The sequence below is a fragment of the Aeromicrobium sp. NPDC092404 genome (assembly GCF_040684095.1).
Lineage (GTDB): Bacteria > Actinomycetota > Actinomycetes > Propionibacteriales > Nocardioidaceae > Aeromicrobium.
In genome coordinates, this window is the sequence record NZ_JBFBFI010000002.1 from 651,177 (window position 1) to 663,346 (window position 12,170).

The window sequence follows — 12,170 nt, forward strand, 5'->3', positions numbered from 1 at the left end:
AGGCCGCTAGGCGACGTCCCAGCCCTCGGGCGCCTGCGGGTGGAACATCGCGTCGGTGCCGCCGTCGGCGTAGACCACCGAGCCGACCATCAGGCTGTTGGTCTCGGACAGCATGAAGGCGATCAGCGCAGCGATCTCGTCGGCGCGGCCGGGTCGGCCGATCGCCGAGGGATAAGCCTGGACCAGCGGCCCGATCTCGGGATCGGCGAGCAGGGTGTCGGTCATCGGGCTGTCGATCATCCCCGGGGCGACGGCGTTGAGCCGGATGCCGCTGCCGATCCACTCGGGGGTCACGGCCTCGCGGCGCGCCCACCACGCGAGCGCGGCCTTGGTCGCCGGATAGACCATGACCGACTCGACGGTCGCCGCGTCGGCACGCGCTCCGGGCTCGTCGTCTGCCAGGCACAGCTGGGCGACTGCGCCGCGCCAGCCCGGCATCCCGGTGATCGAGTTCGAGGCGAGCAGCACCACGCCGGCACCGCCGGCAGCGGCGAGCTGTGGACGCAGGCCGCGGACGAGCGCGACGGCGCCGAAGAAGTTGACCGACACCACGAGAGCGGAGTCGACCCCGGTCGCTCCGGCGATCCCGGCGCACGGCACGACGCCGTGCACGACGTCGGTCAGCTGCTGGACGCCCGCGACCGCCGACGTACGCCCGTCGGTCGTCGACAGATCGGCCGTGACGTCGGCGTCGTGCAGGTCGACCGTGATCACCCGGTCGCCCTGGCTTCGCAGGAGCGTCGTCGTGGCAGCACCGATGCCGCTGGCCGCGCCGCTGACGACGTACGTCCTCACGAGTCCTCGATGCGGATCAGGCCGGCGAGCGTGGCGGAGTAGGCGGCGCCGTCGGGGCCGAGGTAGATCGCGGCGTAGTGGTTGTTCCACTGGATGCCGGTGCCGGTCAGCCGGCTCCAGACGGTCTTGCCGGTGCGGATGTCGATCGCCGTGAAGTACCACGCGTCGAGCACGTTGCCGAGCAGCCCGGAGGTCGGCTTGGTGTACGCGTAGAGCAGCCCGTTGCCGAGCGAGGCCTTGGCGACCGAGCTGGGGGCGATCTCGTTGCTCGTCCACGCGACGTGGCAGCCGTCGTCCTCGACCATGACGCGGGCGAGGCCGGGCGTCGTCGTCTTGCCGAGGATCGTCGAGGTGGGTCCCGCGTAGCCGTAGTTGTTCTCGATGATGAACGAGCTGCCGGCCGCGACGAGGCTGTTGTCGGTCGTGCCGGCACCCGCCGCCAGCACGGGCTGCGTGCAGTGGAGTCGGTCGGCCACGCCGGTCCGCCGGTCGTAGACGAGCACGTTGGTGCGGGGGTCGGCGTTGTCGTTGATCGCCACCCAGCGGTCGCCGAGCAGGGTCGGGGTGGTGCCGGATCCCTGCGACAGGTTGCCGGGCTTGAGGCGGCTGCCCCGGTCGTACGTCTCGCGCCACGACACCGTCGGCGTGCCATCGGAGGCGGCGTCGAGGCGGTAGAGCGCGTGCGTCGAGACGACGTACATGCCACCGGTCTCGTCGGTCGCGACCGAGTTGGTGACCTGCTCCCCGGCGGGCAGGCGGGTGACCCGGACGTCGCCGGTGTCGCGGTCGAGCGTGCCGACGGTGCCCTGCTGGGTGAAGAACCAGAGCCGGCCGGCCCAGTCCGGCATCGTGGCGATCAGGCAGTCGTCGGCCGATACGTGCTCGGCGAGCGACCACTCCTGCTGCTTGACCAGGGTGCCGTCAGGCCGGACGGAGATCTTGAGAACGGACTTCTCGGCCGTGGTCGGATAGGCGACGTCGTCACCGTCGAGGAAGAAGTAGGTGCCCCCGCAGATGTCGGTGAACGGGTTGGCGCTCGTGGCCAAATTGCGCGCGGACGTGCGGAGCTCGGAGATCGGCTTGAGGGTGACCGGGTCGATGACCATCATCCCGAAGCCCTCGAGCCCGCCGCACAGCCCGACGATGCGACCGCGGGAGTCGAACGCGATCGTGGCGCACTCCCGGACGCCGTACGACGCCGAGGTGACCTTGAGGTTGCGGCCGAGCGGGCCACTGACCTCGTACGCGTCGGAGGCGTACGAGTCGTTGTGCATCGAGTTCGTCCCGTCCGGCGAGAGTGACGGGTTCTGCGGGATGGGTGGGTGGGCCAGTGGCTGCTTGGTCGCCGGCGCACCGATGAATCGCGGAGCCAGCAGGTCGGTGGGCAGCGAGGGGATCGGCAGTCCCCGGACGGCCGGGATCGGCGGGAGCGTGACTTCGGGCGACGCGGACGCCGAGGGCCCACCGAGGGCGGGCAGGGCCATCAGGGAGATCACCGCGAGCACGGCCAGGGCACGACGCATCCGCCGACTGTAACCGGATGGTTACACCCTTGTACAGTGTCGCGGTATGACCGACGCAGCGACGAAGCCCCGCGGACGCGAGCAGGTCCGCACCGCCGTCCTCACCGCGACGAGCGCCCTGGTGGCCGAGCGCGGTCCCGACGGGTTCTCGGTGCGCGACATCGCCGCCCGTGCCGGCGTCAACCATGCCCTCGTGCACCGGCACTTCGGGACCAAGGCCGACGTCCTCGAGCAGATGTTGGCCGCCGATGCCGAGGTGGTCGTCGCGGCGGTCGTCGAGTCCGGTCTCCCGACGAGTGGCGGTGCGACTCCTGACGTCGTGGCCGAGCTGCTCGACCTGCTCGCGGAGCGGCCGTCGTACTGGCGAACCCTCGTCCACGCCGTCCTCGACAGCCCCGAGGCAGCGCTGCCGGGCACCGCCTCGACGACCGAGCTCTTCTCCGGCCTGTGGGACGGCGACGACCCCGACCGTGCCGTGGCCACGTCCGCCGCCGGGGCGTCAGTGCTCGGCTGGCTGATATTCGGCCAGTTCATGAGCGAGGCGACCGGCGCCGACCCCGCCGACGTACGCCGAGCGGTGGCCGAGCAGGTCTCGGGGCTGCTGTCACCCTGACCTCGCGAAGTGGTTGCGATTCCGAGCGCAGCCTGCAAAACTAGAACATGTTCTATTTCTGCCGTGCCATCCGTGAGCGATCGGCATGACCCCGACGTACGTGTTGACCGACCTCGACAAGCTCGAGGCCGAGGCGGTCCACATCTTCCGCGAGGTCGCGGCGACGATCGAACGACCGGCCTTGTTGTTCTCGGGCGGCAAGGACTCGGTCGTGATGCTGCACCTGGCGGCCAAGGCGTTCTGGCCCGCGCCCGTGCCGTTCCCGGTCATGCACATCGACACCGGGCAGAACTTCGACGAGGTCATCGAGTTCCGTGACCGTACGGTCGAGCGCTTCGGGCTGCGGCTCATCGTGGCCAAGGTGCAGGACGACATCGACGCCGGCCGGGTCGCCGAGGTCGGCGGGCCGCTGGGCCCCCGCAACAAGCTGCAGACCGTGTCGCTGCTGCGCGGCATCAAGGAGAATCAGTTCGGCGCTGTGTTCGGCGGCGCGCGGCGCGACGAGGAGAAGGCCCGCGCCAAGGAGCGTGTCTTCAGCTTCCGCGACGAGTTCGGCCAGTGGGACCCCAAGAACCAGCGACCCGAGCTGTGGAGCCTCTACAACGGCCGGCACCACAAGGGCGAGAACATCCGGGTCTTCCCGATCTCCAACTGGACCGAGCTCGACGTCTGGAACTACATCCTGCGTGAGGAGATCGACCTCCCCGAGCTCTACTACGCGCACGACCGCACCGTGATCGAGCGCGACAACATGCTGCTCGCGGTCAACCACTTCATCCAGCCCAGGAACGGCGAGACCCCGTTCGAGGCGACGGTGCGCTTCCGCACGATCGGCGACGCGACCTGCACGGGCTGCGTCGAGTCGCGGGCCACGACACCCGAGGCAGTGGTCGCCGAGGTCGCCGGGGCCCGCATCACCGAGCGAGGGGCGACGCGCGCCGACGACGCGATCTCCGAGGCCGGCATGGAAGACCGCAAGAAAGAGGGCTACTTCTGATGTCGCAGCTGCTGCGTATCGCCACCGCCGGAAGCGTCGACGACGGGAAGTCGACCCTGATCGGCCGTCTGCTGTTCGACGGCAAGGCGATCTTCGAGGACCAGCTCGGCGCCATCGAGTCCGCGAGCCTCGCCCGCGGCCACGAGGGGCCTGACCTCGCGCTGTTCACGGACGGCCTGCGCGCCGAGCGCGAGCAGGGCATCACGATCGACGTCGCCTACCGCTACTTCGCCACGCCCAAGCGCAAGTTCATCATCGCGGACACCCCCGGGCACATCCAGTACACGCGCAACATGGTCACGGGTGCCTCCACGGCGGACGTCGCGCTGATCCTCATCGACGCGCGCAACGGCGTCCTCGAGCAGTCCCGCCGCCACGCCTTCCTGGCGACGCTGCTCGGCATCCCGCACCTCGTGCTGTGCGTCAACAAGATGGACCTCGTCGACCACTCCCAGGAGCGGTTCGAGGAGATCCGCACCGAGTTCGAGGCGTTCGCGTCGAAGCTCGAGGTGCGCGACCTGACGTTCATACCGGTCTCGGCGCTGACCGGCGACAACGTCGTCACGCCGAGCTCCGCGATGCCTTGGTACGAGGGCCCGGCCCTGCTGGGCTACCTCGAGGAGCTGCACGTCGCCTCGGACCGCAACCTCATCGACGCCCGCATGCCGGTGCAGTACGTCATCCGGCCCCAGCAGGCTGACTTCCACGACTTCCGTGGCTACGCCGGCACGGTCGCCGGTGGTGTCTTCCGGCCCGGCGACGAGGTCGTCGTGCTGCCGTCGGGGTTCTCGACGATCGTCACGAATGTCTGGGGTCCCGGTGGGACCAAGCTGGACGAGGCGTTCACGGGGCAGGCCGTGACGGTCGAGCTCGCCGACAACCTCGACATCAGTCGCGGCGACATGCTCTGCCGGCCCAACAACCGGCCGACGAGCACGCAGGACGTCGACGCGATGATCAGCTGGATGGACAGCGACCTGACGCTGTCGACCGACACGACGTACACGCTGCTCCACACGACCCGGGACACCCGCGTCTCGGTCAAGGACCTGGAGTACCGTCTCGACATCAACACGCTGCACCGCGTCGAGGACGCGCCCACGCTGGCGCTCAACGAGATCGGACGCGTGCGGCTGCGCACCCAGAAGCCGCTGCACTTCGACCCCTATCGCCGCAACCGCGACACCGGCAGCTTCATCCTGATCGACGAGGCCACCAACAACACCGTCGCGGCGGGCATGATCCTGGGCGCGACCCAGAACGAGCCCAACATCGTCTGGCACAGCGGTGCGGTCACGCGCGAGCACCGTCGCACCAGGGGCATGACCTTGTGGCTCACGGGCCTGTCCGGCTCCGGCAAGTCGAGCGTCGCGGTCGAGGTCGAGCGCCGGCTCGTCGCGTCCGGCCAGCCGGCGTACATCCTGGACGGCGACAACCTGCGGCACGGGCTCAACTCCGATCTCGGGTTCAGCCCCGAGGACCGGCAGGAGAACGTCCGCCGGGTGACCGAGGTGGCCCGACTCATCGCCGACGCGGGCGTGGTCGCGATCGTCTCGCTGGTCAGCCCCTATCGAGCCGATCGCGACGCGGCGCGCGCGGCGCACGAGGCCGACGGGCTGCCGTTCATCGAGATCTTCATGGACACGCCGATCGAGGTGGCCGAGGCCCGCGACACCAAGGGCCTCTACGCCAAGGCGCGGGCCGGCGAGATCACGGACTTCACGGGGGTCAACGCACCGTATGAGGCGCCGCTGCGCCCCGACCTGCTGCTGCGGCCGAGCGACGGCGACGTCGGTACGCTCGCCGGAATCATCATCGACCGGGTGGAGCAGGCATGACCGACGTGAACGAGCGGGACTCGGCGCTCGCGGCCGAGCTGGCCGAGCGAGCCGGCGCGCTGCTGCTGGACCTGCAGCGCACCTCCGGCCTGACCGGCAAGGAGCTCGGCAAGGCGGGCGACGCGCAGTCGAACGAGCTGCTGCTGCAGCTGCTCGCCGAACGGCGCCCGGACGACGCGGTGCTGTCGGAGGAGTCGGCCGACTCGCCCGAGCGGCTCTCGGCCGACCGGGTCTGGATCATCGACCCGCTCGACGGCACCCGCGAGTACGGCATGCCGGGACGACCTGACTGGGCCGTGCACGTGGCGCTGTGGGAGCGTGGCGCGGCCGGCTCGGCGATCACCGCGGCGGCAGTGGCGCAGCCCGCCCTGTCGATGGTCTACGCCTCAGGGCGGTCGACGACCGTGCGCGGTCCGCACTCGGACCCGGTGTTCCTGGTCAGCGACAGCCGGCCGCCCGAGTTCGCCGCACCGGTCGCGGCGGCGCTCGGCGCCAACCTCCAGCCGATGGGGTCCGCCGGCGCCAAGGCGATGGCGGTGCTGCGCGGCGACGCGGATGCGTACCTGCACGCCGGTGGCCAGTGGGAGTGGGACTCGGCGGCGCCGGTGGGGGTCGCCCTCGCCGCCGGGTTGCACGCGTCGCGCGTCGACGGGTCCACGCTGACCTACAACGCTGAGCACCCCTACCTCCCGGACCTGCTCATCTGCCGCGTCGACCTGGCCGAGAAGATCCTCATGGAGATCGCCGCCGCGAGCTGATCGCCTCAGGTCAGGTAGCTGCCGGCCTGCTTCAGCGCCCCTGCCGCCTCGGTGACGACGCGGTCGATCAGGTCCTCGCAGGTCGGCAGGTCGTCGATCACGCCGACCACCTGGCCCGACGCCAGCACACCGGCCGAGGCGTCGCCGTCGACGAGCCCGGCCTTGAGCATCATCGGGGTGTTGGCGGCGAGGGCGAGCTGACCGAGCGTACGACCCTGCTCCTTGCGCATCGCGCGCCCGTCGACCGCGAGCTGCTTCCACGACATGCCGGCCATCTTCTTGAACTCCAGCGTGCGCCGGGCGGTCGGCACGAGACGACGGAGGCCGGCACCGGCCTCGACCTGCTCGACCAGGTCGGTGCGGAGCATGCGGTGCGGCATCCCGTCGACCTTCCGGGTGACCACGGTGTCGTCGAGGCTCGCGGCGAGGTAGCGCTGCTTGACCGCGTCGGGCACGCGGCTGTCGGCCGTCAGGAGGAACCGGGTGCCCATGCCGACGCCGGCCGCACCGTACGACAGCGCGGCGGCCAGCCCGCGGCCGTCGAAGAACCCACCCGCGGCGATGACGGGGATGTCGACCGCGTCGAGCACGGTCGGCAGCAGCAGGGTGGTGGGCACCGAGCCGGTGTGCCCGCCGCCCTCGCCGCCCTGGATCATCACGGCGTCGGCGCCCCACGACGCGACCTTCACGGCGTGCTTGGGCAGCCCGACGCTCGGGATGACGACGATGTCGTGCACCTTGAGCCGTGCGATGAGGTCCGGCTTGGGCGCCAAAGCGAACGAGGCGACCTTGACGCCGTACGAGATGAGCAGGTCGCACCGCGCGGGTGCATCGGCGGCGTCGGCGCGCAGGTTGACGCCGAACGGGGCATCGGTGCGCTGCTTGACCTCGACGATCGCGCGCTCGAGCTCGGGCAGCGTCATCGTCGCCGAGGCGAGGATGCCCAGGCCGCCGGCGTTGGCCGTCGCGCTGACGAGGCTCGGCCCCGCGACCCAGCCCATGCCGGTCTGGACGACGGGATGGCGTACGCCGGTGAGCTCGGTGAGCGGCGTCGACAGCAGCTGGTCGATCACGGGTTGGGGACCTCACGCTCGCGCAGCGCCTTGGGGTCGAGCAGCTCGCGGATCAAGGTGAGCTCGCCGTCCGTCGGCGTACGGGTCTCGGAAACGTCGCCGTCGGTGTGGACGTTGCAGCCGCTGGCCGCGCGTACATCGTCGACCGAGACACCGGGGTGCACCGAGACGAGGCGCAGCGTGTGCTCAGGCCCGCCGAAGTCGAAGACCCCGAGGTTCGTGACCAGCCGGTGCACGTCGTGGAACCGCGTCGCTGCCGGTCCGGCTGCCTCGGCGCGGGCCCGGCCCACGCCGCTGACGATGTCGACCTGCTCGACGACGACCCGTTCGGAGTGCTTGGGCACCCAGTAGGACGTCCGGTTGTTGACGGTGTTGCCCGGGGCGCCGCGCACGCCGAGCAGCTGGCGGGTCGGCCGGTCCCACGGGCCGATCGCCGAGATGTTCTGATTGCCGTGCCGGTCGACCTGGGTGGCACCCATCATGACGTGTCGCTTGCCGTAGGGGACAACGTGCTCGAGCACGTGGCGGAACGGCATCCAGCCCTCGGTGACGTCGGCGGTCTGGCCCAGCGGCGGCGTGCCGCGCAGGATCCGCGCCTCGCCATCGGTCAGCATCAGCAGCGGGTTCGTGGTGTTCTTGGCCAAGCGGGCGCCCAGCGTCGGGAGCAGGCCCATCGGGCTGCCCATGATCTCGCCGTCGTCGGCGAAGCAATCGGCGATCGCCACCGCGCAGTACTCCGACCTCGTCACGTCCGTCATGCGGTCGCCTCCTCGTGGAACGCGGTGACCGCGGCTTGATAGGCCGCCTCGTCGCCGGACAGGAACCGTTCGCGGAACGCGCCCCAGTCCTCAGGGGTCTTGGCCGCGGTGGCGTACGCCTTCTGGAACTTCTCGTCGCGCCCGTACGTCGGGGTGCAGTCCGTGAAGTGCGCGCCGTTGGGTGTCTCGACGACGCCAGCGACCATCGTGCGGTTGAGCAGCAGGCTCTGCAGCGGGGCATCGACGGTCAGTCCGGCCGAGTCGATGATCTGCTCGGTCGACACGTACGCCTCGCGGGCGGCCATGCAGAACAGATCGTCGAAGTAGGGGTCCGGCCCGAGGTACTGCGCGTTGCCGTGCTCGTCGGACCGGTTCATGTGCACCAGGGCGACGTCGAGGGGTAGTGCAGGCACCGCGACGAGCTCCTCCCCGTCGTCGTACGGCGACAGCACCGTGCGCAGGTCGGGGTCGTTCTCGAGCACCGCGGAGCCGAGCCCTGCCCGCATCGGCAGGAACGGGATCCGTTGGGCTGCGGCGCGCAGTCCGGTCTGGAACATGCCCTCGTCCCACTCGCGGAACTGTGCGGTGCCGTCGACGCGAGCCCTGCTGAACAGCGGCTCGAGCGGGATCGAGTCGAGCGTCGCGAACGCGTACGTCACGCGGCTGGCCTTGCCGGCGTCGAGCAGCAGCCCGACGTCGGGGCCGGCGTACGACACGATGTGCAGGTCGGTCAGGCCGCTGCGCAGGATCGCACGGACCAGCGCCATCGGCTTGCGGCGCGAGCCCCAGCCGCCGATGCCGACGGTCATCCCGCTCTCGATGCGGCCGACGACCTCGTCGATCGTCAGCTCCTTCGACGGCGCCCTCACTGCTTCGCCTTGTCCGTACCGGCACTCCGCCCGCTTTTCGCCGTACCGGCGAAGTCGTCGCGGAGCTCGTCGCTCACGCCCATCAGGTTGAGCTCCATCGTGAACCCCTGCTCGAAGCGGTAGCTGGTGTTGACGTCGATCGGGTCGATGCCGTTCAACGCCTCCTTGGCGGCGCGGATGACCCGGCCGTCCTTGGCGGCGATCTCGGCAGCCAGGCCGAGGGCCAGGTCGTCGAGCTCGTCGCGCGGGACGACGGCATACACCGATCCGTGCTGGACCAGGTCGGCCGCCGGGATCGTCCGGGCGGTGAAGTAGAGGGTGCGCATCAGGTGCTGGGGCACGAGGCGGGCGAGGTGCGTCGCTGCACCGAGGGCGCCTTGGTTGACCTCGGGCACGCCGAAGTAGGCGTCGTCGCTGGCCACCACGATGTCGGAGTTGCCGACCAGGCCGACGCCGCCGCCGAGGCAGAACCCGTGCACCGCGGCGATCACCGGGACCGCGCACTCGTACACCGCCTTGAACGCGGCGAAGCAGCCCTTGTTGGCGCCGATCAGGGCGTCGAAGCCCGTGGTGTTCTGCATCTCCTTGATGTCGACGCCGGCGTTGAAGCCCTTGCCCTCGGCGCGGAGCACGACGACCTTGGTGGCCGGGTCCGCCCCGGCCTCGACCATCGCGTCGGCCACGTCGAACCAGCCCTGGACGGACAGCGCGTTGACCGGCGGGTGCTCCATCGTGACGACGCGGATGCCGTCATCTCGGAGCTCGGATCGAATCGTCATGACCGCCAACCTAGCATTTGCTTGGTAGGCTGTCAGCATGACTGTGGCCTTGGATCTTTCCGGACGCGTCGCGTTGGTGACCGGTGGCTCTCGGGGCATCGGCCGCGGGATCGCGACGGTGCTGGTCGAGGCCGGCGCCACGGTGATCACCTGTGGCCGCTCGGAGGTCGCCGATCCGGTCGACGGCACCCACCACGTGGTGTGCGACGTCCGCGAGACCGACGACGTCGAGGCGATGGTCGCCGGCATCGTCGCGAGCCACGGCAGCCTCGACCTCGTGGTCAACAACGCGGGCGGAGCGCCGTACGCGCTCGCCGCCGACTCCAGCCCGCGGCTCGACGACAAGGTCGTCGGCCTCAACCTCATGTCCGTGCTGACGGTCGCCAAGGCCGCCAACGCCGTGATGCAGGAGCAGCCGGCCGGTGGGGCGATCGTCAACATCTCGTCGGTCTCGGCGCTGCGACCGTCGCCCGGCACCGCGACGTACGGCGCCGCGAAGGCCGGCGTCGACTCGCTCACCACGTCGCTGGCCGTCGAGTGGGGCCCCAAGGTCAGGATCAACAGCGTCGACGTGGGCCTGTGCCGCACCGAGCAGACCGCCGATCACTACGGCGACGATGCGACCGTCGCCGCGGTCGAGGCCACGATCCCGCTGGGCCGCATGGCCGAGCCCGAGGAGGTCGGCGGCGTCGTCGCCTTCCTGGCCTCCGACCTCGCGTCGTACGTCTCCGGGGCGACCGTCGCCTGCCACGGCGGCGGCGAGCCCCCCGTCTTCCTGCACGTCGTCACCAAGGAGCAGACCCCATGACCCTTCTCGAAGGTCGCATCGCGATCGTGACCGGCGCGGGCCGCGGCATCGGCCGGGCGCACGCGCTCGAGCTCGCCCGGCAGGGCGCGAAGGTCCTGGTCAACGACTTCGGCGTCTCGTTGGCGGGGGAGAGCGACACCGAGTCGCCCGCCGACGCGGTCGTCTCGGAGATCAGGGCGTTCGGTGGCGAGGCGGTCGTCAACGGGGCCGACGTCGCCGACTTCGTGCAGGCCGAGGAGATGGTGCAGCAGGCGATCGACACGTTCGGCGGCCTCGACATCCTGGTCAACAATGCCGGCTTCGTCCGCGACCGGATGCTGGTCAACACCTCCGAGGAGGAGTGGGACGCCGTCATCCGGGTGCACCTCAAGGGCCACTTCGCGCCACTGCGGCACGCGGGGGCGTACTGGCGCAGCGAGTCGAAGCAGGACCGTACGCGCGCGGCCCGGGTGATCAACACCTCCTCAGGCGCGGGCCTGCAGGGCTCGATCGGCCAGACGACGTACTCCGCCGCCAAGGCCGGCATCGCCGGGATGACGCTGGTCGCCGCCGCCGAGATGGGCCGCTACGGCGTCACGGTCAACGCCATCGCGCCGGTCGCCAAGACCCGCATGACCGAGGGCGCGTTCGACACCTCCGCGATGCCCGAGCCCGAGGACAACTCGCCGATCGTGGCCTGGCTCGCCTCGACCGATGCCGGCGACGTCACCGGTCGCGTCATCGAGATCGAGGGCGGCCAGATCTGCCTCGAGCAGGGCTGGACCCACGGGCCCAAGCGGGATGCCGGTCGGCGGTGGGACGCCGCCGAGGTCGGGCCCGCGCTGCGCGACCTCATCTCTGAGGCGGGAAGTCCGGAACCGGTCTACGGGACGTCGTAGTCTGCGGGCATGGGTCTGCTCACTCCGCTCGCCGTCCGGATCGGCTCGATCCCGTGGCTGCCGAGGTACCTCTCGCAGATCATGTGGGTCGACATGATGATCCAGCGGGTCACCCGCGGGCGTCTCACCCTGCTCGACATCGCGGGGCTGCCCAACATGGTGCTCACGGTGCCCGGCCGCAAGAGCGGGATCCCGCGCAGCACGCCGTTGCTCTGCGTGCCGTACGGCGACGACATCCTGATCGCGGGCTCCAACTTCGGCGGCCCCAAGGAGCCGATGTGGGTCAAGAACATCGAGGCGGCGGACGAGGTGATGATCACGTTCCGGCGTCGCGACACGGCGATGACCGTACGCCGGCTGGCGGGTGACGAGCGCTCCGCTGCGTGGACGCACATGGTCAGGACGTGGCCCAACTTCCGCCTGTACGAGAAGCGCACCGATCGTCAGATCAAGCTCTTCCTGCTGACCCCCCGCTGACCCG

General features: G+C 70.4%; 13 protein-coding genes. 7 read left to right on the top strand and 6 right to left on the bottom strand.

Annotated features, from left to right (window positions below; all coding sequences use genetic code 11):
- Positions 1–6: 6 nt before the first annotated feature.
- The gene (locus AB0N22_RS13715) at positions 7–795 is read right to left on the bottom strand and encodes an SDR family oxidoreductase (protein ID WP_364641095.1); all 789 of its coding nucleotides are present in this window, start codon (positions 793–795) and stop codon (positions 7–9) included.
- Entirely contained in the window at positions 792–2,318 is a 1,527-nt protein-coding gene (locus AB0N22_RS13720; RefSeq protein ID WP_364641098.1) for a hypothetical protein, read from the bottom strand. Before AB0N22_RS13720 ends, AB0N22_RS13715 begins: the two co-directional genes overlap by 4 nt.
- A 46-nt stretch (positions 2,319–2,364) precedes the next feature.
- On the opposite strand from AB0N22_RS13720, the gene AB0N22_RS13725 reads away from it, so the two are divergent.
- From AB0N22_RS13725 to AB0N22_RS13740, 4 genes are all read left to right on the top strand, one after another.
- On the top strand, positions 2,365–2,931 hold the full coding sequence (locus tag AB0N22_RS13725; protein ID WP_364641101.1) for a TetR/AcrR family transcriptional regulator: 567 nt from the start codon (positions 2,365–2,367) through the stop codon (positions 2,929–2,931).
- Between the two features lie 85 nt (positions 2,932–3,016).
- Positions 3,017–3,928: a sulfate adenylyltransferase subunit CysD gene (gene cysD, locus AB0N22_RS13730; protein ID WP_364641104.1), complete on the top strand. Its 912-nt coding sequence runs from the start codon at positions 3,017–3,019 to the stop codon at positions 3,926–3,928.
- Positions 3,928–5,766 carry an adenylyl-sulfate kinase gene (cysC, locus tag AB0N22_RS13735; protein ID WP_364641106.1) on the top strand — a complete coding sequence of 613 codons (1,839 nt, stop codon included), beginning with the start codon at positions 3,928–3,930 and terminating at the stop codon, positions 5,764–5,766. Before cysD ends, cysC begins: the two co-directional genes overlap by 1 nt.
- The gene (locus AB0N22_RS13740; RefSeq protein WP_364641109.1) at positions 5,763–6,524 is read left to right on the top strand and encodes a 3'(2'),5'-bisphosphate nucleotidase CysQ; all 762 of its coding nucleotides are present in this window, start codon (positions 5,763–5,765) and stop codon (positions 6,522–6,524) included. Before cysC ends, AB0N22_RS13740 begins: the two co-directional genes overlap by 4 nt.
- 5 nt (positions 6,525–6,529) lie before the next feature.
- On the opposite strand, the gene AB0N22_RS13745 is transcribed toward AB0N22_RS13740, so the two are convergent.
- The 4 genes from AB0N22_RS13745 to AB0N22_RS13760 are packed head-to-tail and all read right to left on the bottom strand — an operon-like array spanning position 6,530 to position 10,003.
- Positions 6,530–7,597: a nitronate monooxygenase gene (locus tag AB0N22_RS13745; RefSeq protein WP_364641112.1), complete on the bottom strand. Its 1,068-nt coding sequence runs from the start codon at positions 7,595–7,597 to the stop codon at positions 6,530–6,532.
- A complete protein-coding gene (locus AB0N22_RS13750; protein WP_364641115.1) occupies positions 7,594–8,355 on the bottom strand; it encodes a CoA-transferase in 762 nt (253 codons plus the stop codon). The genes AB0N22_RS13745 and AB0N22_RS13750 overlap by 4 nt, the downstream gene beginning before the upstream one ends.
- Entirely contained in the window at positions 8,352–9,224 is an 873-nt protein-coding gene (locus AB0N22_RS13755) for a CoA-transferase (protein WP_364641118.1), read from the bottom strand. Before AB0N22_RS13755 ends, AB0N22_RS13750 begins: the two co-directional genes overlap by 4 nt.
- On the bottom strand, positions 9,221–10,003 hold the full coding sequence (locus AB0N22_RS13760; RefSeq protein ID WP_364641121.1) for an enoyl-CoA hydratase family protein: 783 nt from the start codon (positions 10,001–10,003) through the stop codon (positions 9,221–9,223). Before AB0N22_RS13760 ends, AB0N22_RS13755 begins: the two co-directional genes overlap by 4 nt.
- Before the next feature lie 37 nt (positions 10,004–10,040).
- Between AB0N22_RS13760 and AB0N22_RS13765 the strand changes: the two genes are divergently transcribed.
- The 3 genes from AB0N22_RS13765 to AB0N22_RS13775 are packed head-to-tail and all read left to right on the top strand — an operon-like array spanning position 10,041 to position 12,166.
- The gene (locus AB0N22_RS13765; RefSeq protein WP_364641124.1) at positions 10,041–10,811 is read left to right on the top strand and encodes an SDR family oxidoreductase; all 771 of its coding nucleotides are present in this window, start codon (positions 10,041–10,043) and stop codon (positions 10,809–10,811) included.
- Complete coding sequence (locus AB0N22_RS13770) at positions 10,808–11,689, top strand: SDR family oxidoreductase (protein WP_364641127.1); 882 nt, start codon at positions 10,808–10,810, stop codon at positions 11,687–11,689. Before AB0N22_RS13765 ends, AB0N22_RS13770 begins: the two co-directional genes overlap by 4 nt.
- A 9-nt stretch (positions 11,690–11,698) precedes the next feature.
- Complete coding sequence (locus tag AB0N22_RS13775; protein WP_364641130.1) at positions 11,699–12,166, top strand: nitroreductase family deazaflavin-dependent oxidoreductase; 468 nt, start codon at positions 11,699–11,701, stop codon at positions 12,164–12,166.
- The last annotated feature ends 4 nt before the right edge of the window (positions 12,167–12,170 follow it).